Here is a 24,500-nt window from a genome sequence, read left to right as displayed (position 1 = left end):
GGGCTGAATCCGCATAGTTCTGGGGATGCCAGAATTGCTTATTCATCCACCTCTACAAATTAAAATTTTAAATCTGCGAGAATTTCCGCTTTTTGAGATTCAGTCACCTGAAGATAAATCTTCTCAATGTTACCATCCGAGCCGATCGCATTCATGTGCGGCGCTGAAGGCGTATCAATTGCTTGGTGCGGAATTTTTTAGCTTTTTGCTGCGGTTACGGCTGGCAATTTTACCCAGCAAAGAAGCAGTATCGCTGAGTTTTAGGGACATTGGGATGTTTTCAACCGCAGCAAGTCAGCGCTTTTTAGTAGGCTACTGACAGGCTGTTATGATATACGTTACAGATGCAAGTTCGGTCACGTCAGTCAGCGACCCGCCGTTTTTAGGCTAGCCTGTTTCGGTGTTTCTTCCACAGGTTTGAAGGCAGAGGCTTCCAGCGCCAAAAAATGCTCTGGGAGAGCAACACACTGTCTGTCTAGATTCGCTTGGACAAGAGTAGGTTCTGAGAAGTTGCTAGAGACGCTTTAATTTTGCGCTTCTAGGTCGCTCTCCTCTCTCGGCTTTCATCTGAATCAACTGTTCGGATGGATATTGTTGGATGACTATTTACATCGAAAGTCTGTCTTCGCAGGTTACTCCAGAAGACCTTAAACAAGTCTCTGCATCTGGTTCAGCCAAAAGTGTGGCGATACCAAGCGACCAGAAGACAGGCAAAGTGCGGGGCTTTGCTTTCGTAGAGAGGGTAGAAGCTCCGCAAAAAAAGACAGCTATTTCGGTGCTGGATGGTGCAAAATGGATGGGGCGTCAGATGCAGATCAACCAAGCCAGACCGAAGGAGAACCCTCGAAAAGAGGGAGATCGCGGTAGATTGGCAGATTCTAGCAACTGTTTTTCCAAGCCTTGGGTGTGACTGACAACACTAACAAGCATCAGGTGCAGGGGAAAACCCAAAGGCACCATTTTTTAGTCGTATATCAAAGAGGTGAACATGGCGAAGCGCCGTAACCCTAAGAAAGAAAAGGCGCAGCGTAATCAAGCATACGCCCGCAAGTTTCGTAAACGTCAAACTACGGGTCGGTTCTCTAAATTCCGGCGTCAAAGATCGCCCGGAGAGAGAACCAATGAGGAGGATGAAGACAAGATGGGAGGAGGAATGGGAGCAATGGGCGGCGCGATGGGTTAGCCATTGCTCGGTTCTGAGGGTTGAGGGCTGAGGATTGAGGACTGAGGAAAAAAAATATTTTTCCTCAGCTACTAACTCTTTTGCGAAATTGAGAAATCCCCTATTTAGCCCTCAGCCCTAACTACTCAGTCCTCAGTCCTAATTACTCAGTCCTAACCACTCAGCCGAGACTGAGCAGCTTGAATCGCTTGTCTCACTTGCTCGAATCCGGTACCGCCGTAGCTGTTACGAGCGGCAACTACTTGTCTTGGAGAGATGGCTTCATAGATGTCTGGCTCAAAAGCTGGGTGCAATTCCTTCCATTCTTCCAAGCTCAAATCCTTGAGAAGTTTACCGGCAGCGAGGGAAGTTTTTACAACCTTACCCACGAGATTGTAAGCTTCCCGGAAGGGGACACCCCGCGCTGCTAGGTAATCAGCAACATCGGTCGCGTTGGAGAAATCTTCCGCGACGGCTTCTGCAAGGCGAGCGGTACGAAATTCTAGCCCTTCGCGAAACAAAATGGTCATTGCTTCTAGGCAGCCTTTAACGGTCTTTACACTGTCAAATAGGCTTTCTTTGTCGTCTTGTAAGTCTTTGTTGTAAGCCAAAGGTAGCCCTTTCATCAGCACTAGCATTCCTTGCAGATGCCCGAAAACACGACCTGTTTTGCCCCGCACGAGTTCAGGCACGTCGGGGTTTTTCTTTTGGGGCATGATGCTGGAGCCGGTGGCGCAGCTATCTTTGAGGGTGACAAAGCCAAATTCTTGCGATGACCAGAGGATGACTTCTTCCGATAGACGGCTGAGGTGAACCATGATCAGGCTGGCGCTACAGAGAAATTCAATCGCAAAGTCGCGATCGCTCACACCATCCATGCTGTTGGCATACACCCCATCGAAGTTCAGTAGTTTGGCAGTGTAGTGCCGATCGATGGGAAAAGTGGTTCCGGCAAGTGCGCCACTCCCCAAAGGTGAGATATTGACGCGCTGATATACTTCTCCTAGGCGCTCCCAGTCCCGTTCTAGCATTTGAAAGTAGGCGAGGAGGTGGTGAGCTAAAGAGACTGGCTGGGCGCGTTGTAGGTGCGTATAGCCGGGAATCAGGGTTTCGACGTGATTCTGGGCAAGGTTGATGAGAACTCCCTGAAATTCGCGCAACTGGCTGCGAATTTGGGAAATTTGATCTCGCAAGTAGAGGCGGGTGTCGGTGCCTACTTGATCGTTGCGCGATCGCGCCGTGTGCAATTTTTTACCGACATCTCCGGTAATTTCTGTCAGCCTACGCTCCACCGCAAAATGAACGTCTTCTGCATCTATCCCTGGATTGAAGTTTCCTTCTCGGTATTCTTGGCGGATTTGTTCTAAGCCTGCGACTAGCTGTTGTGCCTCCGACTCTGAAATAATGCCGGTGTGAGCGAGCATTTTGGCATGGGCAATCGAGCCGGTGAGGTCGTATTCGATGAGTTCGATGTCGAAGCCGATACTAGCGTTGAAGCGAGCGATCGCAGGATGCAACGCCGATTCAAACCGTTGGCTCCAAGTTTTTTGTTGAGTCACGAGCTTCTTGGTAACGTTGGATTAACAGATTCAAAGGCGAGCAGCTTGAAAGGCGAGCAGGTTGAAAGTTGGCTCGTCGAGAAGGTTGTAGCTTGCAAAGGCAAGCATCTTACTCTTTAGCAAATTTCAGGACGAGCAAGCTGTATCCAAACATTCAACTTTCAACCTTCAACCTTTAACTTTATTAAACCTTCAAACGCTATCCACTAAGCCGTAATCCCTCGAATCAGGTAGCCAAAAAACAGCCCGATTAACAGCGCCCAGACTTGCCCTGATTTAATGAAGTAGTTAAAGGCATTCTGCATCTGGTCTAACACTTTTGGGTCTCTGATTTCTTGCGCCAAGACGGGCCAATTGACCGGCGAGTGCGAAAACCAAAGCGATACCGTATCGTAACCGTGGGTCAAGTTGGGCAACCAACCGATTATTTCGTGCATTTCATTAAGCACCATGACTCTGATTTCCTCACAACAAAGAGAGATGTTGGCAAAGGTTGCTCGCGCATCCGTTCAGATTGTATTAACACAAAGCTGATGTCTTTGCTAGTGGGGGAGTCAGTGATGGGTAATGAGTCATGGGTATAGGAAATGACCAATGACTCATTACCGATTAACTTTTGACCTGCATCACCACTAGCGTCATATCATCTCCGTTCCGGCTGGATGGACCGATAAACTGCTGTACTTGCTCAAATAGGTAATCTAAAATCGCTTGGGTGCTGTTGCAATGCTGGCAAGCCCACTGGAAGGTGCGGCTCAGCTTTTCTTCGTCAAAGCGATCGCCATTTTGATTTGCCGCATCGGTAAAACCATCGGTGTAATAAATAATCGTGTCCCCAGGATACAGCTGGACTTGGGCATCTTCATACTGGGAATCGGCATCCAGACCAATCAGCATTCCCCAGGTATCCAAGCGCTTGATGGAACGGGTTGATGCCTGCCATAACAAGGGAGGATGGTGGGCGGCATTACTGTAAGACAGAATCCGGGTTTGCGGATCGTATTCGGAATAAAACAGGGTGACAAACCGATGGGAGTTTTCCAAATCGGCATACATTACCCGGTTTAAATGTTGCAGGATCTTCGCCGGTGAGTGCCTGTTTAGCACTTCGGCTCGCAGCATCCCCCGCGTCATCGTCATGATTAGACCCGCGGGGACGCCTTTGCCCATGACATCCCCGATTACCAGGCTCCACGGAACCGATCCTCTTCGGGCAGTTTCCACTTCCGAATCGCTGTCTGTTTGGGGGCGCAGCTGGTCATAATTGGCGGGAATAAAATCATAGTAATCTCCGCCGACGCGACTAGCCGTTTGGCACTTTGCCGCTAGTTCGACTCCATAAATATTCGGACATTGTCGCGGTAGTAGGCGCAGCTGGATATCGGCACCAATTTCTAATTCTTTATCTAGGCGTTCTTTTTGGCGTAGTTCGACGGTAAGTTCATCGTTTGCGATCGCAACTGCTGTTTGATCGGCAACTAAGCGCACCAACTTCTGCCGGGTGTCTGTCCAAATATATTTGGGATCGCGGCTGAACACATAAAGACGTCCCCGCTCTGTATTTTTCACCAGAATCGGAGTGCCAAATACCTGAATGTCTGGCCCCAAAAACCGGCTCAGTTGAGAATCCAATGATGGCGGTGTAGCGACCCCCTCTGCCGTTGTCGAGGGATTACTCGCCTGACGGGTTGCGGCGTTAAGCGCCTTGCGAATATCCTGACAAGATTGACCTTCCTGACAGTGCAGGCGTTCTAGCCGCACCTGACCATTCGGCAAAAACCGGATGAGAATGCCGCCATCGGCATCTGTGACCCGCGTTGCCATCAGCGGAATCAACTCCAAAAACTGATTCAAGTTATTGAAGCTACGCAGGGCAAACCCTAACGACGAGAGCAAGTCTTGAATCTTGCGCTGTTCTCGATGCAAACGCGCCACCAGTTCTTTGAGCGCGAAAACAGGCGTCGTTTCGGCGGTGGTACCGCCGTCAGGTAAGGGAGATGGCTGGCGAGGAAGGGGCACAGCAGTCATAGCATCAGGAGTTAGAGTTCCGCACAAAAGTTTGTTTTAGCTGTCAGGATATCTTTACAGATTCTGGCTTAAGAATTGCCAGTTTTGGCAACGGTTTGGGGAAAACGCCTTTGATTTAAAAAAAATTAAGAAGGCGTTAGAGCAAAATTGTTCCCGATTACTATCGCAACAGTTGCCAGTTGCAGCTAGCCGTCCGGACGCGATCGCTAAGCAAAAGGAGCCGGCTGTTCTTGAGGTGTAAATATACCCTTAATTGCAGGTTATGCCAATCACCCGGAGGGGCTTTTTGAAAACTTCTGCATAAGTCTATAGACGGAAATCACCATAACTGTCGCTATAGTAAACCCGATCTATACCAAAGCGCCCCTTATTATGTTTGATTGGTTCATCGGCGGCATCGCCTAAGAGTAGCAGACAGCAAACATATACGTGTGGAGTGATTTTACAAGCCAAGACTGTAAATTTTAACCGGATGGCGCGTGTATCCCTAAAGTAAAGATTTCTTCCAAACGAAAGTCTGGAATGGGATCGGGTTGGAAAGCTTTAGCAGCACGGTGTTTCTCAATGGCATCTTTTAAACCCATCGAAGGTTTCATCTAAATCGTCATCTTTGCTCCGATTGCTTCTTGCCGATTTTTCAGCCGAGAATTGCCAATTTTAGAAGGGGTTTCTGAGTGAAAAACTTGAATCTCTGATGAAGACCCTAGAGCATCTGGATCGTCCAAAAGTTCAGCCTGAACCGAAGGGTGCAGGTGGGTAATCCCACCTGAATCGGCACTTTAGGCTGCCAAATGGGATGAGCTAGACTGTCTGAGCGTCGAAATCCGATCGTTGAAATCCAAAATCCAAAATTGTCAACCTAAACCGAGTTCGCGCTTGAGCAAGTTAATTGACTTGGTGCCAATATAATTTTCGCTACATAATAGCTCCGGAGGACGAATAATGTCTTCACGGGCGGCGCTGACTGCCGCTTTGACGGTGGCAAAACTGGCGCGATCGCTAACAATCGTTTGGGCGCTGCGAACGATCGCGTTGAGTTTGTAGGTGTCTTTTACCTGAGCTGTCATCACCAGTAAATCATCCCCGCGCAGACTGTGGATAAGAATTTCTGCAACTCCGAGAATGCCTGAGCTGAGACTCACCAGACCCATACAGCTGTCTTTAGGCAGGCGTTGAACCAGCTGGAGTTCTTGAGCGTAGTCGTAAATATCGACGGGGATGACGCGCACCGCTCGTGGGGCAGCGATCGCTTCCGCATCCCCAATAAAATAGCGGCTAGTCACCACGGTGCCGGAGTGGGTTTGATCGAGTATTTTACTGAGTTCCTCCATCGGCACCAACTGTACGGGTATCCCTAAAGATTTTTCCAGTTCCTGAACCATCAATTCCCCAGCACCGATGTCTCGTGACGGAACCGTGACCAGCACTCGCGCACTACAGCGTAAGCGCCAGTCAACTTCTGCTAGAAATAGTTCTCTGGCTTGGTTGAGGGTGCAACCTTGGTTGAGCAGTTCATCCAGGCTGTGCTGCACCAGCTTGTAGGCATGGGGATATTGTTCGTGTATGGGGCCGCTATGTCCAGTGCCGCCCTCGTTTCCTTGGGCTTTGACATAAATTCCCGATCCAGCTTGGGATTCTACTAATCCAGTGTCTTCTAGCTGCCGGTACACCTTGCTAATGGTATTCCGGTGCAGACCTGTCTGCATTGCTAGCTGCCGAGTGCTGGGCAATCGATGACCTGGGGGAAACTGTCGCGAGGCGATCGCAAACTGCATTTGGTCAAATAGCTGTTTTGACGCTGGAATTTCACTGTCTGGTTGAATATGAAACTGAACCATTTACGAGCCTCCAAGGACTCTGATTCTCATGAAGCTGTGAGAAGGGCAATTCTTTAATAGCATAATGCGCTACAGAAGCTGAGTTATCGCTCTGGTTTTTCAAGATTCTGCCTCCTTCTCACTTGCTCTATCTAATAGAGACGCGATCGCATCAGCACATACGCTCTTAGCGCTACTTGCTGCAAGTCTTCTACAAGCCAGCATCTAAACTCCAAAAAAGTCTAAAACGCTCTCAGCCAGGGAAATACTGTTCGGGTTGTTCTCCGGGGGAGTGCGGAAATTCCTCTAATCGAGGGGGAATCTGTGTTTCTGCTTCCCCGCTAGAAACGGAATCAGTAGCGTCTGTTGTCTCTTGCCTCTTTAGTAGTTCCGGCAAGGTGACAAACTGATATCCCTGCTTTTTGAGTTTTTCAACGATCTGGGGTAAAGCTTGAACCGTTGTCGAATGGTTGCCGCCACCATCATGCATCAGCACAATAGAACCGGGGAAAGCACTCTTGAGAATGTTTGTGACCAATTTGGGCGCGGTGAGGCGGTGGCGGCGACTGTCCGCTGAGTTAATCGACCACATCATCACGGCGTAGTTGTTCTTTTGGGCGTAAGCCGCTAACCCATTTTGCAAGTTGCCGCCGGGAGGGCGGAAGTAAGCGGTTGTGACTCCGGTTGTCTTGTAGATGAGTGCGGCTGTATCATCTATTTCCTTTGCCGCCGTAGCCTCGTCCATCTGACGATAGGAGTGATGCCAGGTATGGTTGCCAATGGCGTGACCTTCAGCAACCACTCGTCGCGCTACGGCTGGATAACTTTGCAGTTGCTCTCCTACCCAAAAAAATGTGGCTTTGATGTCGTTTTTCTTGAGGATGTCCAGCACTTGCAATGTCGTTTCCCCCCAAGGGCCATCATCAAAGGTGAGGGCGATGACTTTTTTCTGATTCTTCGGCTTTACCTGATAAATGGTTTTTCCCCGATACTCGGTAGGCACTGGGAAGGTTTTTTCGGCTGCGGGTGAGAGAGCGATCGCCCAAGGCGTTGTTTCACTGGGCGAATTTTCCGCTTCGACAATGGGGAGTGTCTGCTGAACTGGGATAGATGGTGCGATCGCCCATACACTTGGCGATGGAGAAGCCTCTGCCGTGTCAGCGATCGCGCTACTCGCTGGCGGTATTATTTCCCTCGGTGGCGAATTTTCGGGTTTGACGCTGGGGAGTTGTTGAGCTTCCGGCTTGTCCTGACGAACCTCTATCGCAAACTGATGTTGAGGGGAAGGTTGAGGTGACGGCTCGATGATTTTATTGACGATAAGCGCTGTTAAGGTAACGATAGCGATGAAGGTAAGTTGCCGAGTGAATAATCCGGTCGGTTTTTCTTTTTCTCTCCAGTCTGCCAAGGTCGAACTCCTTCCCTTAGTCCTTGATAATTTTTGAGTTTTTAATGATTACAAAAAACAGCTATCGTTCTTGACTCATTTAACCAAAAATCCCTTTTCTCGACAGTCAGCAACTCTTCAATAGCCGCACAAAACTACACAATAAAACTAGCTAGCATTACAAATTATTTAAAAATTGGAATATTTTAAACAAAAAAGTTATGGTTTGATTTATATAAATTTTCTTGATAAAAGAATGCGATAATTTGTGCAGCACTGTCATGAACTTTTAAATACTTTATTCCTGTAAAAAATAGGGTAATTTGCTGGTAGACAAAATAGTAGCACTATCTGCTAAAAAAACGGCAGAGGATACAGAAGAATTATCATGACAGAGAGCAAGATTCGGACAAAACACCTCAAAATTGCCAATGGCGATCTAGAAATTGCGGCTTACCTGGCAATGCCGGAAGGGGAGGGGCCTTTTCCAGGCATTGTGGTGTTGCAGGAAATTTTTGGAGTGAATGCTCACATCCGGGAGGTAACAGAACGAATTGCCAAGGAAGGCTATGTAGCGATCGCGCCTGCTATCTTTCAACGCCAAGCACCGGGTTTTGAAACCGGCTACACTCCGGAAGACATTCAAATTGGCAGACAGTACAAAGAGCAAACTCAAGCCTCAGAATTACTGGGCGATATCCAGGCGGCAATTAATTACCTCAAAACCCTGCCCGAAGTCAAACCTGTCTTTGGCTGCATCGGCTTCTGCTTTGGGGGTCACGTTGCTTACCTCGCCGCGACTTTACCCGATATCAAAGCCACAGCCTCATTCTACGGTGCTGGCGTTGCTACTAACACTCCTGGCGGCGGCGAACCAACGATCGCACGCACAAAAGACATCAAGGGCACGCTTTACGCCTTTTTCGGCATGGAGGACGCCAGCATCCCCGCCGAACAGGTAGATCAAATTGAAGCGGAGCTAGAGAAACATCACATTCCCCATCGTGTCTTTCGCTACGATGGAGCTGAACATGGGTTTTTCTGCGACCATCGCGCCAGTTACAATGACACCACAGCCGCCGATGCCTGGAAGCAGGTAAAACAGCTGTTTGAACAAGAACTTCAAGCGGCATAAATTTTTTCCCACACTAGCAATCAGCGAGTCGGGAATTACTTTTTTTCAATCAACTAAGTTGTCATGAATTCCAAATCGACCTCTTCTCAAGATGCAAAATCGTCATTTTCTATGGACGATTTTGCCAAAGCTCTCGAACAACACGACTACCAATTTCACAAGGGGCAAGTCGTGCGCGGTAAAGTGGAAACCCACGAAAGTGATGGTGCCTATGTAGACATTGGCGGCAAGTCTTTGGCTTTTTTACCTGTTGATGAGGCGTCGTTGAGACGGGTAACAGATTTATCCATTGTGCTGCCGTTGCAGGAAGAACGGGATTTCCTGATTATCCGAGAGCAAGATGCAGATGGTCAGGTGACGCTTTCAGTGCGGCAGATGGAGATCAAGCAGGCGTGGGATAACCTGGCTGATATGCAGGAAGCGAATCAAACAGTCCAAGCCCGTGTCACTGGCATCAATAAGGGGGGCGTTACGGTAGAAGTGCAAGGGTTGCGGGGGTTTATTCCGCGATCGCACTTGGTGGAACGCGATAACCTGGAGTCCCTGGTTGGTGAGAAGCTAACTGCTAGCTTTTTGGAGGTTTCTGCTGACACTAACAAACTGGTGCTTTCGCAACGGCAAGCGACTCGTTCTGTTGCCATCACTCAGATAGAAGTCGGGCAGTTAGTCGAAGGGAAAATTACTGGTGTGAAGCCCTTCGGTGTGTTTGTTGATTTGGATGGGATCACTGGTTTACTGCATATTAAGCAAGTAAGCCAAACCTACATCGAATCTCTAGCATCATTGTTTCAGGTGGGTCAAGTAATTAAAGCGCTGATTGTTGATATCGATGAAGGTAAAGGTCGGGTTTCTTTGTCTACCAGAGTCTTAGAAAATCATCCAGGGGAAGTGCTGGAAAATATGGCTGAGGTCATGGAATCAGCTGAGTCGCGTTCTGAACGGGCGAGGAAAAATCTCACCAGATAGGTGTTCGGAAGATAAGAAGCGATCGCACTTGGTAATAAAGAGTGCGATCGCTTTTGATGTGAAGGGTGCGATCGCCGCCCTGCGCCTAGACGCATCTCCGCGTACCCGATTTATTCCCTAAGTGTTTCCTCACCCTAATCTTGATTTGATGAAGACGAAAATCTTCAGCAACCGTCTTTCTTGCCTTGATTTTATCGAAAAAGAGCTTCGACTCCCTCAACAGTCAGCAACTGAACCCTTAGTTATCGATTTATTTGCTGGGTGTGGAGGGCTGGCTCTCGGTTTTACTGATAAAAGCGATATGTGCTAGCTTATGCTTCGGGCAAGCTTCGCCTGTGACAATACTTATTGCTAACGATCGCGCACTTGCGATCGCGTCCCCAAATCTACTATTAAAGTAGTTTAGGTATAAATATGCTCAAATTGTATCAATTTTTCTCTTCTGGAAATTGCTATAAAATTCGTCTTTTATTGACTCAACTAGAAATTCCCTTTGAAAGCATAGAACTGAATATTCTCAAAGGTGAAACTCGGACTCCAGAATTTTTAAATAAAAATCCCAATGGTCGAATTCCAGTATTGGAAACGGAATCAGGTCAATTTCTGGCGGAATCCAACGCAATTCTTTTTTATCTGAGCGAAAGAACTGATTTTTTGCCAAAGGATAATTTTGAAAAGGCAAAAGTGTTGCAATGGTTATTCTTTGAGCAGTATAGCCATGAGCCTTATATTGCTACTTCCCGATTCTGGATTTCTATCCTTGGCAAGGCGGAGGAATATAAGGAGGCACTGAACCAAAAGCGCAAACCCGGTTATGCAGCGCTAACAATTATGGAAAAACATTTAACAGATTGTAATTTTTTTGTGGGAGAACGCTATACGATTGCTGATATTGGGTTGTTTGCTTATACTCATGTCGCGGATGAAGGGGGATTTGATTTAGCAAGATTTCCAGCAATCCAAGCTTGGCTGGAACGAGTTAAAGCTCAGCCTCGGCACATTAGTATCACGCAATTATAATAGAGTTCGGTATGGGGATCTCGGATACGCGATCGCTTCATTCGCATCCCGTATTTTAGGTAACTGTACCTAAACAAACCTATCTGTAAAACTATTGATTAGCAGCGCCTACTCTAGAACATCTAGTGATGAGTTTGAAACCCGCGTAGGCGGGTTTTGTCTGTGTAGGCGCGGTTTCTAACCGCCAGCATATATTTGTAAAAATGGGATGGGTTCCACCCTGCTTTAAGTAGCTGATAAGCTATACTGGCTGAAGTTAACTTTAAATATTAAAACAATGATAAAACTTAAAAAACTTAACCGCTTTTTGGCTAATTTAAGCATTAGCGTTTTAGTTATTCTTACCTTATCTTTTTTCCTCCTACCCGTTAGTTCAAAACTTCAAGAGTCACCGATATTAGCTGTATTTGAAGAAGTTTGGCAAACTGTCAATGACAACTTTTTTGACCCAAAATTTAATGGGGTTGACTGGAAAGCCATGCGAGAGAAGTATAAACCTTCAGTCAAGCAGGCAAAGTCTATTGATGAAGCATCCGTTGTCATCAATCAAATGCTAGCTGAGTTGCATACTTCTCATATAGGCTTTTATCCGAAGTCACAACCCGCTTACTACCAACTTTTGGGTATATTTAATCAAGGTCATTTCTTAGAAAAAATACAAAAGTTATTTCCCAAAGGCTTAGAGTACACCGGAATTGGAGCTTTCACTAAAGAGATCGATGGGAAGACCTTTATCACTGCTATTCTTGATAACAGTTCTGCTGCTCAAGCGGGACTCAAAGTAGGCGACCAAATATTAGCAGTTGATGGCAATCCGTATCAGCCAATCGAATCTTTTGTTAATAAGGCAGGGAAACAAGTCAGTATATCAATTCAACGAACTCCAGATTCAAATAGCAATAAGAATGTAACTGTAGTTCCAAAAATAATAAAACCTACTACAGTTTTCTTAGACGCAATGCGGTCGAGTATTGAAATCATCGAAAGCAATGGTAGAAAACTAGGTTATGTCCATATTTGGTCGTATGCTGGCGATCAATATCAGGAATTACTGGAAGAAGAAATTGCTTATGGACGGCTTAAAGACGCGGATGGGTTGATTTTAGACTTAAGAGATGGCTGGGGTGGAGCTACTCCGAATTATCTAAGTATTTTTTCCGAAAAAGTTCCAGTATTAACCCAAATTCCTAGAGATGGAATAAAAACTACCTTGGATTATCAATGGAGAAAACCCGTTGTGATGCTGGTGAATAAGGGAACCAGAAGCGGAAAGGAAATTTTAGCTTACGGTTTTGAGCAGTATGGAATTGGAAAAGTCGTTGGGAGTCAAACAGCAGGCGCAGTTGTTGCGGCTCGTCCTTTCTTGCTCAAAGATGGAAACCTTCTTTATCTTGCGGTTGTTGATATCTACGTGAATGGAGAACGCTTAGAAGGTAAGGGAGTGAAACCCGATATTGAAGTGCCGTTTCAGTTAGAATATGCTCAAGGAAAAGACCCTCAAAAAGCGAAAGCTGTAGAGGTTCTGGCTGAATCTGTTAAGAATCAGAATCGAGGGGCATAATTGCATTGTTAACTTCTTGTAGAGACGCAATTAATCGTGTCTTTACTATCTCAAAATACGCTCAATCATTCCATTGGCTTGCGAACTATAGCCGCCGCCAAACAAATTAAAGTGATTGAGAATGTGATAGAGATTGTAGAGTGTTTTCCGACGCTCGTAGCCTGGATCTAGAGGAAATACTTCGTTATAGCCGCCATAAAAGGCTGCGGGGAAGCCACCGAAAAGTTCTGTCATGGCGATATCAACCTCGCGATCGCTATAATACGCCGCCGGATCGAAAATGAGGGGTTCTCCCGATGCCGTAAAGCCTGCATTTCCCCCCCACAAATCGCCGTGAACTAGAGATGGTTGAGGATGATAATCCGCTAGCAGTTCGGGAATTGCTGCCAGCAATTGCTCCTGTTGGGGAAAATGACCGCCGCGACGCTTTGCTAGCTGAAATTGATAGCCGAGACGATGCTTGGCATAGAATTCCGCCCAATCTGCTGTCCAAGTGTTAATTTGCAGCGTCGAACCAATCGTGTTATTTCTATCCCAGCCAAAGGAGTCTTTTCCAGCGCATTTGTGCATCGCCGCTAACTTCCGTCCCATTTCTTCCCAAGAATGGGTGTCGCCGCGCCCCATTTCCAGCCACTCCAGTACGATATAGGCAGAATTGCCTCCGGTGCCCCAGCCAATCGGTTTTGGAACCCGAATCGTGTGAGTTTCCTGCATTTGCTGGAGTCCCAGCGCTTCCGCCTCAAACATATCAACCAAAGACGCTTGGTTGATTTTGATGAAGTAGGTGCGTTGCCCATCGCTGACAGCATAGCCTTGATTGATGCAACCACCACTCAGCGACTGCCGCTGCTGACTTTGAAACTTTTCACCCGTTAGGCGAGTAATTTGAGCGTCTATTTCAGTCCACATGGGAGAAATTTTAACCCAGAGTCATGCGAAGGTACGCGAAACAAGATTGACTTCTTTGCGTACCTTTGCGTTAACCTTTGCGTACCTTTGCGTTAACCTTTGCGTACCTTTGCGTTAAAAAAAACTAGCTAGCTGGCTTGATCGCAACCACACCATAAGCATCACAAGAGAGATACTGTTGAGCTGCTGACTGGAGATCCGCCGCTTCCAAGGCTTGAATCCGAGCCGGGTAATTCAATGCTGGAGCCAAATCACCCATCATGGTTTGATAGTAGCCGTATAAGTTAGCGCGATCGCTCGGCGTTTCATTGCCAAAGACAAACCGATTCGCTACTTGCGTCCGGAAGCGGGAAATCTCTGCCTCACTCGCGGGTTCTGTCTGGAGGGTGCGAATATGAGCAAGAATCGCCGCTTCTACCTCTGCCAAATTCTCTATCGGCAACTGCGCGCCAATATAGAAGACGCCTTGATGCCGATGGCTCATATTGCTCACCCCAATATTCGTCACCAGGTGCCTGTCTTCCCGCAAATCTCGGAACAGCCGCGACATCCGACCTTGTCCCAGAATCACGCTCAACACATCCAGCGCGTAAGTATCGGATAAGTGCGTCATTCCAGGCACTCGCCACATCATCACTAACCGCGCTTGCTGCAAGCTTTCATCAACATACTCGCGGCGGACAATTTCCCTAAAAGCAGGTTCGGGAGTGAGGGTTGAAGCGATCGCTTCCTGACTTTTGACTTCTGGCGGCTGAGTGCTGACGCCTATCTCCGTCAAGCCCTGTGCCACAATTTCAATTAATTCCTCAACCGGCAAATTGCCCACAACTGCCGCTGTTATCGATTTGGGTTGATACTGACTGGCGTGGAAATCGCGCATCTGCTGCGCCGTCAGCTGCTCAATCACCGCTGCTGGGCCGAGTACCTGACGGCGGTAGGGCAGGGTGTCAAATGCCACCTCCATCGCCCGCTGGTAAGTCCGGCGGCGAGGATTGTCTTCCGAGCGGCGAATTTCTTCTAAAACGACCAATCGCTCTCTTTGAAAGGCATCCTCTGGAATGCTGGGATTTAGCACTACATCTAGTTGCAATGGTGCCAAATGGGCAAAATCTTTGGGAGCTGTTGTGATGTAGTAGTGGGTATAGTCCTGACTGGTGGCTGCGTTTGTTACGGCACCCCGCTCTTCAATCAGTCGCTCGAATTCTCCACTGTTGAGCCTTGGCGTCCCCTTAAACACCATGTGTTCTAGAAAGTGAGCCATGCCGTTGATGGGGTCTGGCTCATCGGATGAGCCGACATTAATCCACACGTTTAGGTTAACGGCTTCGACGGGCATCTGCTCCGCCACAATCGTTAAACCGTTAGGTAGGCGGTGGAGAGTCGGGGCGGTGAGTGGCGTAGATTTGAGCAGAGTTGAGGTCATGTGTTCTTCGGCGCTGGACTATTTCTCCTTTTATCTTACTCAGTCTGCACCTGTCTCCTCAGCCAGCTCCCCAGCATTGCGCGATCGCTCTCTAGATGTTTTTAAAAAGTTGCCCGCTCCTTTCGCCTTTAACACATATTTCCTTTCCGTGCCATTTTTTCAAGTTAATTAAGAAAGTCAATCATTCTTTAAAATTTGCCTTATTGATTAAAATTTGTTTATTTATGTATTGGGAAATACCTTGATTATGAAAGATTTATTTTAAATTTTTAAAAGCTTGAAAGAAACTCTGTATTTTTAGATAAATTTAAGAATTTCAGAGGCTTTATCAGTCTAGAGACAGATACTATGGCTTAGTCTGATAGACCAGACTAAAGCTTCATTTAACTGGAGTCAGTTGTACTCATGCTGAGTGGATTTTCAGGAAGTACAAATACCATCATTGCAGCTGGTTATTATACAACTGCGTTTTTGATTTATCGCGGTTTTCTTCGAGGGCAGCATCTACTCAGCAATCCATTAGTACTCGTAACTGTAGCAATCTTCTTGAGCTGTGCTATAGAACATTCAGTGCAGCTTTTAACATTAGTCTTCGGTGGGCAAAACGGCTCTCCAATGATACTGACAATTCAGGGAGGAGTTGTTCTAATCATGGCTTTAGTCGCGGGAGCTTTCATTGCTCTGAGGCGTTACTACTCGCTCCTGGTTGAAAACTTCCGAATCCAAAAAAACACGAAAAATCAACTGGCTCAGGCTAAGGCTGAGTTGGAAAGAGCGAACGCCAATTTGGAAGTTTTGGCAGCTCGTGCTAAAAACTTATTGCAGACTAATCAACAATTAGAAAGGGAAATAATTGAACGCAAACAGGCACAAAAAGCAACGGCACATACTCATAATTTATTGAATTCCATCGTAGAAAATCTGCCACTTGGAATTTTTATTAAAGAAGTGAATGAATTGCGATTTGTATTCTGGAACAAAGCCAACGAGGAACTCACTGGTTATTCTCAGGAAGAAGTGTTAGGCAAGAACGACTATGGCATTTTCCCGCCAGAGCAAGCTGATTTCTTCACAAGTCGCGATCGCGAAGTGTTGGCATCTGGGAAACTTCTGGAGATTCTGGAAGAGCCAATCCAGACAAAACATCAAGGTTTGAGGATTCTGCACACTAAAAAAATCCCGATTTTCGACGAAGCGGGAACTCCCCAATATTTGTTGGGCATTTCCGAAGATATCACCGAGCGCAAGCAAGCGCTGGAGGCTTTAGGAGAATCGGAAGCTGCACAAAGCAGCGCGATCGCAGCTCTGCAACAACAAGCAGTCCAGATGAAAAAAGCGATGCAGACGCTGCAAAGCAGCCAATCCCAACTGGTTCAGAGCGAAAAAATGTCCAGTCTGGGGCAGTTAGTTGCGGGTGTTGCTCACGAAATCAATAATCCAGTCAGCTTTATTTACGGCAATCTCGCTTACGCAGATCAGTACACCCAAAATTTGCTGCACCTGCTACAACTCTACCAGCGTTATTATCCCGATCCAGTCCCAGAAATCGAAGCGTATAAGGAAAATATCGATCTGACTTTTGTCATAGAAGACCTATCGAAGATACTCTCTTCCATGAAGCTAGGAGCAGACCGCATTCGCCAGATTGTTCTGAGTTTGCGGAATTTTTCTCGGCTCGATCAAGCAGAAATGAAGGCGGTCGATATTCATGAGGGGTTAGATAGTACGCTGCTGATTTTACAGCATCGAATGAAAGCAAAGGGGGGAAATCAGGGAATTGAGCTGATCAAAGAGTACGGCGATCTTCCGCTTGTGGAGTGTCATGCTGGACAGATGAACCAGGTGTTTATGAATATCCTCAACAATGCGATTGATGTTTTAGAGGCGTACAGCTATCAGCACTTAGCGATCGCAACCATCGAGAATTTGCATACGCACTCTCTTCAGTTAGGTCAAACTCCCCCCATTTCCAATACTCAAGTGCCAGTTGCTTCGATTAGAATTCGCACTGAGGTTGTCGAAATTAATGACTGTCCTCAGGTGGTGATTCGGATTCGAGATAATGGCTCTGGCATCCCCCCAGAGGCGATAACACGACTATTTGACCCTTTCTTCACCACGAAACCTGTTGGCAAGGGGACAGGCTTGGGTTTATCCATTAGCCATCAAATTGTGGTCGAGAAGCACGGCGGGGTTCTAACGTGTTCCTCAGAACCCGGACAAGGAACAGAGTTTTACATTGAAATCCCGATTGTTCATCGTCGAGCGCGAACCTGTCAGGAAGCCGAAACTTAATGTAACGTAATATTAAGTCTCGGAAGAGGGAATCCTCGTTCTCAATTCATGCCAAGCTGTCATGTTGTCGTTATCGGTGCTGGAATTGGTGGTCTCACGGCTGGGGCATTACTGGCTCGTCGAGGCTACTCAGTCTTAGTTTTAGATCAAGCTCTGGTGCCTGGGGGATGTGCTTCCACGTTCAAACGCAAAGGATTTACCTTTGATGTGGGAGCGACTCAGGTGGCTGGACTGGAACCGGGGGGGATTCATCACCGGATTTTTCAGGAACTAGAAATTGAAATCCCAGCAGCGACGCCTTGCGATCCAGCTTGTGCCGTGTATCTACCGGGAGAAACTGAACCGATTAACGTCTGGCGCGACCCCCAAAAGTGGAAGGCGGAGCGAATTCGGCAGTTTCCCGGAAGCGAACCATTTTGGGAGTTGTTGGCGACTTTATTCCGAGCCAGCTTTGCATTTCAATCGCGCGATCCGGTGCTACCGCCGCGAAATTTGTGGGACTTATGGCAACTGGTATCGGCTGTTCGTCCCGATACTTTGATTACTTTGCCCTACACTTTTTTGACAGTGGGGGACGCTTTGCGGGGGTATGGTTTGGGCGATAATCAGCGTCTAAGAACGTTTCTGGATTTGCAGCTCAAGCTTTATTCTCAGGTAGATGCTGAAGAAACGGCTCTGCTCTATGCAGCGACGGCTTTGAGTGTGTCCCAAGAGCCGCAGGGACTATTTCATCTTCAAGGCAGTATGCAGGTGTTGAGCGATCGCCTAGTCTCCTCTTTAGAGAGAGATGGTGGCAAGCTGTTGATGCGCCACACCGTTGAACGTATCCACACCACAAATGGCAAAGCCACTGGTGTCGTCATTCGCAATCAAAAAACCGGCGTTGTCTGGACGGAACCCGCCGACCACGTTGTTGCCAATGTCACCGCGCAAAATTTGGTGCAACTTTTGGAAGCCGAGATACCAGCAGGAATTCCTAGTTCGGAACCCAAAACCCAAAATCGCTATCGTCGTCGAGTCGATAAACTTCCCCCATCGTCGGGAGCATTTGTAGTGTATCTCGGTGTCGATCGAAGCGCGATTCCCTCAGGATGTCCGCCTCATTTGCAGTTTCTCTACGATTATGACGGCCCGATTGGAGAAAATAACTCCCTATTTGTCTCAGTGAGCCACCCTAAAGATGGTCGCGCGCCAGAAGGTAAAGCAACTATCATTGCGTCTTCCTTCGTTGACACTCGGAATTGGTGGCAATCGGAAGATTATGAACAGCGAAAGCAACAATATACCGAGGAAGCGATCGCTCGTCTGAGCCAATTTTTTCACTTGACACCAGAAACCATCGTCCATCAAGAAGCCGCTACACCCCGCACCTTTGCCCGCTTCACAGCACGCGATCGCGGCATTGTCGGCGGGATTGGTCAGCGAGTTTCCACCTTTGGTCCCTTTGGCTTTGCCAATCGCACACCCGTGAATCATTTGTGGCTAGTGGGAGATTCCACCCATCCCGGCGAAGGAACCGCAGGCGTCAGCTACTCCGCCCTCACCGTGGTGCGCCAAATCGAAAATACCAAGAATTGATTCAGATGCAAGTGTTACAAATATAGCAATCCTATTAGAGTTGTGAGCCAGCCTTTCAGATCTCCGACTTCTTTCTCGAAGTCGGGGATCTCGCGTTTACGAATCATTTAGGACTGGATCTAAGTGTTATTAATATGCGCTGTAATTCCGTTTAAAGCTTACAGAAAACCAGAATACCTCGGCTAAGGTAAAGGCATACTGATTTTCTGTAAGGCAATCAGCGACGTAAAACTCAATCGGATTCGACAATGGACCCGCTATTAAACGCCACCCTTTTTTAGCCCTCGTTACGAGTACCGCCCTGTTGTGGTGTGCTTAGTTCCAACAAATCCGGTGTAGCAATAAAGCCAAAGTACACTGCGATCGCGGCGGTGACTGCATGAAGCCAGACATCGTTGCCAAAGATTGGGATCAAGCCCAAGGTTGACTGGGTAGCCGGAAAAAGCCCCATTAGCGTTAGCACCCCATAGAAAATTCCCAAAACTCCACTATAGAGACGAGAACTGTCTAAGGCGATGGATGCAAAAATTCCCAGAAGTCCTACGACAAGGTGAACAACATTATGTAAGACATTGATGGGGAATAACCCCAGTAAGTAACCGTATCCACTTGTGTATCCAAGACCCGCCATATCAGGCGTAACTGTAGGCGCTTTCACAAAGGCGGGAATAAATCCCATTACACCACAAAGGAAAAAGAAAATGCCGATAATTAACGCAAATTTTTGCGCTGGGTTCATGCCTCTCATCATTAACTTCCCGTACAAATTTGTATTTAATCTAAGCAGGATTATCAGCTCATTCGCCTTTCCTAAGGAAGAGGTCTTGAATCTACCCAGAGAAAGGGTTTATGTTAAAGGCGAATGTAGTCGATCGTACAACTGTAGCCAACTTAGACTACCAACCTACACGGATCGCTTGGCTTGTCTTAATTTAAGTAAGTGTTTGTAAATTAAATTTGTAAATTCGATGAATACAAAGAGGCGCTGTTAGAAATTAATTAACGCGAATTAGATAGCAGTGTACCCTTCACTACAATTAGGTAATTCTGGGTATTGAGGCGGTTAAGGTAGGTAAAAATATCACCAGTGGCAACAATTAAACTTACTCCGAAGGTCAAAAGAATATGCGTAGATTGGGAAGACGAGTGAGATCCGTGCAGGCTGCGCTAAAACCACAATTAATCCGCCAACTCAAAGCTGAAAAAGCTAAACTACTGCACAAATATCATAATTCGCTAGCTAACCCATTGATCGCAGACTTTGTTGCTAATTCACGCGATATCACCAAACGTAAAGCTGCCGAAGCTGCACTGAATCAAGCGAACGAATCCTTAGAAATTCGAGTCGAGGAACGTACCACTGCATTAACACAAACCAACAAGCAATTGCGGCAAGAAATTATCGAAGGCAAAAAAGCTCTGGATGAGTTGCGAGAAAGTGAAGAACGGTTCCGTTGTTTGAGTAGCTACTCGCCAGTGGGGATTTTTTTGGCAAATATGGAGGGGTGTTGCATCTACACAAATCTCCGCTGTCAAGCCATCTGTGGCTTTACCTTGGAGGAGAGTTTGCAAGAAGGGTGGTTGCAGGTGGTTCACTCAAGCGATCGCGATCGCGTCTTTGCAGATTGGTTGGCACATACTCGTGAACGGAGAGAATACTCTGACGAGTTTCGCTTTCAAACTAAGGAAGGAATTGTGCGTTGGGTTCGCGTTCGGTCTTCACCGATGTTCTCCGATCGAGGAGAATTTATCGGTCATGTTGGAATTTTAGAAGACATTAGTGAAAGCCTGCGGCACGCTACGCTACGCCAGCAAGCAGAGGAACAGCTAACACAGCAGCGCAGCCAGCAGAAAGCCATCCTCGATAACATTCCCCATTTAGCTTGGTTAAAAGACAAAGAAAGCAGATTCATTGCCGTCAACGAGGCATTTGGTAACGCCTGCGGACTCGAACCAGAAGACTTAATTGGGAAGACAGATTTAGATATTTGGCATCCAGATTTAGCCGAAAGATATCGAGAGGACGATCGAGAGGTGATGAAAATCGGCAAGCACAAGCGTGTCGAAGAACCCGCAGTCTACCAAGAAGGAAAAATGCTATGGACAGAAACAATTAAAACCCCAATTTTTAATAACACCGGGGAGGTAATCGGAACAACCGGGATTGCAGTCGATATCACCGAGCGCAAGCAGTCAGAGGAAGCACTCCACCGCCGGGAACAAGAGTTTAAAGCACTGGCTGACAATTCTCCTGATATCATTTCCAGATTTGGCAAACAATTGCAACATTTATATGTCAATTCCGCTGTAGAACGAGCAATCGGAATATCCCCACAAATCTTTATCGGCAAAACTCATCCAGAGTTAGGAATCCAACCAGAAATTTATATTCCTTTTCAACAAATTCTTCAAGATGTGTTTACAACAGGTCAGCCACACGTTTTTGAAAGCAAGTCCTCAGTCAGCGGAAAATGCTATCAAGCTCGTATCGTCCCGGAATTTGCTTTAGATGGGTCAGTGGAGTCTGTGTTAAGTGTCGCTCGTGACATTACTGAGCAAAAGCAGACAGAGGAAGCGCTCCGGGATGCACTTCAGAGACTAAACTTTCATTTTGAAAACTCACCCCTAGCGGTCATAGAGTGGGATTGTAATTTTCGGGTGTCGCGTTGGTCGTCGGAAGCAGAAAAAATTTTCGGGTGGAAAGCAGAGGAAGTCATTGGCAAACATCCCGTTGAGTGGCAGTTTGTCTTTTCTGAAGACGTGCCAACTGTCGATAGTGTTACTCAGCGGCTAATCGATAGCAGCGAACAGCGTAATGTTTCCCGCAACCGCAATTACACTAAGAATGGTTCGGTTGTTTATTGCGAATGGTACAACTCGGCATTATTAGATAAATCGGGCAATTTAGTATCAGTGCTGTCTCTAACTCTGGATGTAACTAAGCGCAAACAGATGGAGGAAGCGTTGCGGGAAAGCGAAACCCGCTTCCGGATTATGGCTGACAACGTGCCTGCCTTGATTTGGATGTCAGACCTTAATTACAAGGGAACATTTTTCAACAAAGCTTGGTTAGATTTTACAGGACGCAATCTTGAACAAGAACTGGGCAACGGTTGGTTAGAAAGTGTACATCCTGATGATTTACGATGTTGCTTGGACACCTATAAATCAGCCTTCAATACTCGCCAACCAGTGCGAGTGGAATACCGCCTCAAGCGTGCTGATGGGAATTATCGCTGGGTTTTAGATACGGGGATTCCGCGCTTCACACCTGATGGCAGCTTTGCGGGTTACATCGGCTCGTGCATAGATATTACGGAGCGCAAACAGGCAGAAGAAGAGATTTTGAATGCTTTGGCAAAAGAGAAAGAACTGAGCGAACTGAAATCTCGCTTTGTCTCTATGACTTCTCACGAGTTCCGCACGCCTTTAAGCATTATTCTGTCTTCTTCCGAATTACTAGAATATTATGGCGATCGCTGGACTCAAGAGGAAAGATTAGAACAACTTCATCTCATTCAATCCTCTGTTAACCACATGACCCATCTGTTAAATGATGTGCTGACATTAGGGAGAGCCGACGCAGCAAGATTAAACTTTAATCCGGTATCCCTTGACCTAATTGAATTTTGTCGGACAATTATTGCCGAAATCCAACTTACCGCGAGCCGTGGGCATAAGATTGTCTTTACCAGCCGATACCAATTTCTGAGTGCTGGTATGGATAGAACGTTGCTGCGACAAATTTTAAATAATTTGCTCTCAAACGCTATTAATTATTCACCAAATAACAGCAATATTTATTTTGAAGTTAGTTCCCAAGACGGAGAGGCTATTTTAGAAATACAAGATGAAGGAATCGGGATTCCTCTGGCAGATCGATCCCGATTGTTTGAACCGTTTCACCGGGGAACAAATGTCGGCAACATCAATGGTACGGGATTAGGACTGGCAATTGTTAAAAGGTGTGTAGACTTACATCAGGGTAGGATCATATTAGCCAGTAAAATTGGGATTGGCACGACATTTAAAGTCGTTCTTCCTTTAAATAACAGATTGACGAGTCAGACCTGTGAAAAAGATTCTGGTGATTGAAGATGAGCCAGCAGTTAGAAGCAACCTTCTCAAACTCCTCAAGGCTGAGGAGTTTGATGCCATTGGTGCGGAAAACGGTTTGGTGGGAGTGCAGTTAGCGAGGGAACACGAACCCGATTTAATTATTTGTGATATCATGATGCCCAATTTTGATGGTTACAGCGTGCTAACTCAATTGCGCCAAGACCAGATAACGGCAATGATTCCGTTCATTTTTCTCACCGCTAAAACGGAGAGAGAAGACTTGCGCCAAGGGATGCAACTGGGAGCCGATGATTATCTGACGAAGCCGTTTACCAGAGCAGAATTGCTAGGCGCGATCGCTACTCGGCTAAAAAAACAAGAAGCTGTGACACTCCTGCAAGGGAAAATCCAAGAACTCCAGCAGCTCAATATTCAAAAAGATGATTTGCTTGCTAGAGCTTCTCACGATTTGCGAACCCCTCTAGCCAACATGAAGCTGATTATCCAAATGTTGGAAATCATTTCTAATGAAGAACAACAGCAACACTATAGAGCGCTATTAGAAGCTGAATGTATTCGGGAAATAGAACTAGTTAATAATATCTTAGATTTGCATCGTTTAGGAGCGGAAAAAAAATTAATTTCTCCAGAAACTTTAATTCTAAAATACTGGCTTCCGACTTTAATTGAGCCATTTAAACCAGGAATAGCTCAGCGCCAGCAAATTTTTAATATTGATTGTTCTCCCGTTCTTCCTCCACTGATTTCAGACCGAGTTTGTCTGGAGCAAATATTAATAGAGTTGATTGGAAATGCTTGTAAATATACCCCCTCTTTTGGTGAAATATCCATTAGTGTCTATGTGGATTATTCAATAAATATTAATTTAAACTCAAATTCAAGAGTAAACTTTAAAATTACCAATCAAGCAGAAATTTTAAATACAGAATTACCTCGAATTTTTGAAAAATTTTACCGCATTCCTAATGGTGATATCTGGAAAGAGGGAGGAAGTGGATTAGGGCTATATTTAGTGCAAAATTTGGTCGAAAAAATAGGAGGAACCATTCAGGCTCAAAGCACACAAGGATGGACTACATTTACCGTGCAACTACCCATTCAGACAAGTGCTTAAGTAGAAAAATGTAATTAAATACCAATTGACATAGGTACTAGAATATCGGTGATTTCTCCTTTCCTGGCGCACCCTGGAAAGTTTGTCATTACCTTAAGCATAAGGACATATTGCACCATTCGCAGGAAGCTGAGAGTCTGCTTTGAAATTCAGTCCAAGGCTCATAGCTTAAGTCCCTTGAAATGGGCTTAAATTTCTACTTAGTCTTCTAAGCGAAGACTTGATTCTGTTAGCAAGGGGTTGAAACTACAGACAGGTAATGCGACTGGTGCAAAATGTGAGTTGAAACAGACTAATGTTAGAAAAATTCAGTTTTTAAACCATTCTCTGAGCAATTAGAAGGGAAATTTTATTCTCTGGCGGGATTGAAACAAAGCTCAAGTTTCAACACAAGTGGATAATGACACGACCTGGAAGGATAGGCAAATTAGAACTATTTGAGGCAAAAACTGCGATTCTGTGTAAG

20 protein-coding genes are annotated in these 24,500 nt (G+C 46.3%); 11 read left to right on the top strand and 9 right to left on the bottom strand.

Features of this window, described 5'->3' with window-relative positions:
- The first annotated feature begins 25 nt into the window (after positions 1-25).
- The 3 genes from NDI34_RS05520 (at position 26) to NDI34_RS05510 (ending at position 1,183) form a co-directional block, all read left to right on the top strand.
- Positions 26-319 carry a hypothetical protein gene (locus NDI34_RS05520; protein ID WP_348232086.1) on the top strand — a complete coding sequence of 98 codons (294 nt, stop codon included), beginning with the start codon at positions 26-28 and terminating at the stop codon, positions 317-319.
- Between the two features lie 279 nt (positions 320-598).
- Positions 599-910, top strand: coding sequence for an RNA-binding protein (locus NDI34_RS05515; protein ID WP_348232085.1), 312 nt, complete (start codon positions 599-601; stop codon positions 908-910).
- 78 nt (positions 911-988) lie between these two features.
- Positions 989-1,183 (top strand): hypothetical protein, encoded by a 195-nt coding sequence (locus NDI34_RS05510; protein WP_190414631.1) that lies wholly within the window; start codon positions 989-991, stop codon positions 1,181-1,183.
- A 152-nt stretch (positions 1,184-1,335) separates the two neighbouring features.
- Here the strand turns inward: NDI34_RS05510 and argH are convergent, their stop codons facing one another.
- The 6 genes from argH to NDI34_RS05480 form a co-directional block, all read right to left on the bottom strand.
- Positions 1,336-2,721: an argininosuccinate lyase gene (gene argH, locus NDI34_RS05505; RefSeq protein ID WP_348232084.1), complete on the bottom strand. Its 1,386-nt coding sequence runs from the start codon at positions 2,719-2,721 to the stop codon at positions 1,336-1,338.
- Positions 2,722-2,927: 206 nt separating this feature from the next.
- A complete protein-coding gene (locus NDI34_RS05500; RefSeq protein WP_347276913.1) occupies positions 2,928-3,158 on the bottom strand; it encodes a hypothetical protein in 231 nt (76 codons plus the stop codon).
- Between the two features lie 172 nt (positions 3,159-3,330).
- A complete protein-coding gene (locus tag NDI34_RS05495; protein WP_190414629.1) occupies positions 3,331-4,749 on the bottom strand; it encodes a PP2C family protein-serine/threonine phosphatase in 1,419 nt (472 codons plus the stop codon).
- Between the two features lie 464 nt (positions 4,750-5,213).
- The gene (locus tag NDI34_RS05490; protein ID WP_277877644.1) at positions 5,214-5,345 is read right to left on the bottom strand and encodes a hypothetical protein; all 132 of its coding nucleotides are present in this window, start codon (positions 5,343-5,345) and stop codon (positions 5,214-5,216) included.
- A gap of 258 nt (positions 5,346-5,603) precedes the next feature.
- Positions 5,604-6,587: a GntR family transcriptional regulator gene (locus NDI34_RS05485; protein WP_348232083.1), complete on the bottom strand. Its 984-nt coding sequence runs from the start codon at positions 6,585-6,587 to the stop codon at positions 5,604-5,606.
- 232 nt (positions 6,588-6,819) lie between these two features.
- Positions 6,820-7,974: a polysaccharide deacetylase family protein gene (locus NDI34_RS05480; RefSeq protein WP_348232082.1), complete on the bottom strand. Its 1,155-nt coding sequence runs from the start codon at positions 7,972-7,974 to the stop codon at positions 6,820-6,822.
- Positions 7,975-8,341: 367 nt separating this feature from the next.
- Here NDI34_RS05480 and NDI34_RS05475 point away from each other — a divergent pair, with 367 nt between their 5' ends.
- The 4 genes from NDI34_RS05475 (at position 8,342) to NDI34_RS05460 (ending at position 12,635) form a co-directional block, all read left to right on the top strand.
- A complete protein-coding gene (locus NDI34_RS05475; protein WP_348232081.1) occupies positions 8,342-9,088 on the top strand; it encodes a dienelactone hydrolase family protein in 747 nt (248 codons plus the stop codon).
- 63 nt (positions 9,089-9,151) lie between these two features.
- The gene (locus NDI34_RS05470; RefSeq protein ID WP_190676916.1) at positions 9,152-10,054 is read left to right on the top strand and encodes a S1 RNA-binding domain-containing protein; all 903 of its coding nucleotides are present in this window, start codon (positions 9,152-9,154) and stop codon (positions 10,052-10,054) included.
- Between the two features lie 414 nt (positions 10,055-10,468).
- Complete coding sequence (locus NDI34_RS05465; protein ID WP_348232080.1) at positions 10,469-11,074, top strand: glutathione S-transferase family protein; 606 nt, start codon at positions 10,469-10,471, stop codon at positions 11,072-11,074.
- Positions 11,075-11,351: 277 nt separating this feature from the next.
- Positions 11,352-12,635, top strand: a complete 1,284-nt coding sequence (locus NDI34_RS05460) for a S41 family peptidase (protein WP_348232079.1) — start codon at positions 11,352-11,354, stop codon at positions 12,633-12,635.
- A gap of 45 nt (positions 12,636-12,680) precedes the next feature.
- On the opposite strand, the gene NDI34_RS05455 is transcribed toward NDI34_RS05460, so the two are convergent.
- Positions 12,681-13,544 (bottom strand): fructosamine kinase family protein, encoded by an 864-nt coding sequence (locus NDI34_RS05455; RefSeq protein ID WP_348232078.1) that lies wholly within the window; start codon positions 13,542-13,544, stop codon positions 12,681-12,683.
- Positions 13,545-13,668: 124 nt separating this feature from the next.
- On the bottom strand, positions 13,669-14,967 hold the full coding sequence (locus NDI34_RS05450) for a pitrilysin family protein (protein WP_348232077.1): 1,299 nt from the start codon (positions 14,965-14,967) through the stop codon (positions 13,669-13,671).
- Between the two features lie 570 nt (positions 14,968-15,537).
- Here NDI34_RS05450 and NDI34_RS05445 point away from each other — a divergent pair.
- Together NDI34_RS05445 and crtD are read left to right on the top strand one after the other, a co-directional pair.
- A complete protein-coding gene (locus tag NDI34_RS05445) occupies positions 15,538-17,262 on the top strand; it encodes an ATP-binding protein (RefSeq protein WP_348232076.1) in 1,725 nt (574 codons plus the stop codon).
- 48 nt (positions 17,263-17,310) lie between these two features.
- Positions 17,311-18,840 carry a C-3',4' desaturase CrtD gene (crtD, locus tag NDI34_RS05440; RefSeq protein ID WP_190434186.1) on the top strand — a complete coding sequence of 510 codons (1,530 nt, stop codon included), beginning with the start codon at positions 17,311-17,313 and terminating at the stop codon, positions 18,838-18,840.
- Positions 18,841-19,117: 277 nt separating this feature from the next.
- On the opposite strand, the gene NDI34_RS05435 is transcribed toward crtD, so the two are convergent.
- Positions 19,118-19,579 carry a DUF4383 domain-containing protein gene (locus tag NDI34_RS05435; RefSeq protein WP_242047418.1) on the bottom strand — a complete coding sequence of 154 codons (462 nt, stop codon included), beginning with the start codon at positions 19,577-19,579 and terminating at the stop codon, positions 19,118-19,120.
- A 407-nt stretch (positions 19,580-19,986) separates the two neighbouring features.
- On the opposite strand from NDI34_RS05435, the gene NDI34_RS05430 reads away from it, so the two are divergent.
- Both NDI34_RS05430 and NDI34_RS05425 read left to right on the top strand, forming a co-directional pair.
- Positions 19,987-22,935: a PAS domain S-box protein gene (locus tag NDI34_RS05430; RefSeq protein ID WP_348232075.1), complete on the top strand. Its 2,949-nt coding sequence runs from the start codon at positions 19,987-19,989 to the stop codon at positions 22,933-22,935.
- Positions 22,913-24,034: a response regulator gene (locus NDI34_RS05425; protein ID WP_348232074.1), complete on the top strand. Its 1,122-nt coding sequence runs from the start codon at positions 22,913-22,915 to the stop codon at positions 24,032-24,034. The genes NDI34_RS05430 and NDI34_RS05425 overlap by 23 nt, the downstream gene beginning before the upstream one ends.
- Positions 24,035-24,500: the final 466 nt, after the last annotated feature.

The sequence above is a fragment of the Trichocoleus sp. DQ-U1 genome (genome assembly GCF_039961925.1).
Taxonomy (GTDB): domain Bacteria; phylum Cyanobacteriota; class Cyanobacteriia; order Cyanobacteriales; family FACHB-T130; genus FACHB-T130.
The sequence above is the reverse complement of the archived record's forward strand: the minus strand, read 5'-3'. Positions and strand labels throughout refer to the sequence as shown.

Excerpts from the sequence above, each read along its gene's own strand:
- NDI34_RS05520 (WP_348232086.1), top strand. The coding sequence starts at position 26 with ATGCCAGAATTGCTTATTCATCCACCTCTACAAATTAAAATTTTAAAT.
- NDI34_RS05515 (WP_348232085.1), top strand. The coding sequence starts at position 599 with ATGACTATTTACATCGAAAGTCTGTCTTCGCAGGTTACTCCAGAAGAC.
- NDI34_RS05510 (WP_190414631.1), top strand. The coding sequence starts at position 989 with ATGGCGAAGCGCCGTAACCCTAAGAAAGAAAAGGCGCAGCGTAATCAA.
- NDI34_RS05500 (WP_347276913.1), bottom strand. The coding sequence starts at position 3,158 with ATGCACGAAATAATCGGTTGGTTGCCCAACTTGACCCACGGTTACGAT.
- NDI34_RS05495 (WP_190414629.1), bottom strand. The coding sequence starts at position 4,749 with ATGACTGCTGTGCCCCTTCCTCGCCAGCCATCTCCCTTACCTGACGGC.
- NDI34_RS05490 (WP_277877644.1), bottom strand. The coding sequence starts at position 5,345 with ATGAAACCTTCGATGGGTTTAAAAGATGCCATTGAGAAACACCGTGCT.
- NDI34_RS05485 (WP_348232083.1), bottom strand. The coding sequence starts at position 6,587 with ATGGTTCAGTTTCATATTCAACCAGACAGTGAAATTCCAGCGTCAAAA.
- NDI34_RS05475 (WP_348232081.1), top strand. The coding sequence starts at position 8,342 with ATGACAGAGAGCAAGATTCGGACAAAACACCTCAAAATTGCCAATGGC.
- NDI34_RS05470 (WP_190676916.1), top strand. The coding sequence starts at position 9,152 with ATGAATTCCAAATCGACCTCTTCTCAAGATGCAAAATCGTCATTTTCT.
- NDI34_RS05465 (WP_348232080.1), top strand. The coding sequence starts at position 10,469 with ATGCTCAAATTGTATCAATTTTTCTCTTCTGGAAATTGCTATAAAATT.
- NDI34_RS05460 (WP_348232079.1), top strand. The coding sequence starts at position 11,352 with ATGATAAAACTTAAAAAACTTAACCGCTTTTTGGCTAATTTAAGCATT.
- NDI34_RS05455 (WP_348232078.1), bottom strand. The coding sequence starts at position 13,544 with ATGTGGACTGAAATAGACGCTCAAATTACTCGCCTAACGGGTGAAAAG.
- NDI34_RS05450 (WP_348232077.1), bottom strand. The coding sequence starts at position 14,967 with ATGACCTCAACTCTGCTCAAATCTACGCCACTCACCGCCCCGACTCTC.
- crtD (WP_190434186.1), top strand. The coding sequence starts at position 17,311 with ATGCCAAGCTGTCATGTTGTCGTTATCGGTGCTGGAATTGGTGGTCTC.
- NDI34_RS05435 (WP_242047418.1), bottom strand. The coding sequence starts at position 19,579 with ATGAACCCAGCGCAAAAATTTGCGTTAATTATCGGCATTTTCTTTTTC.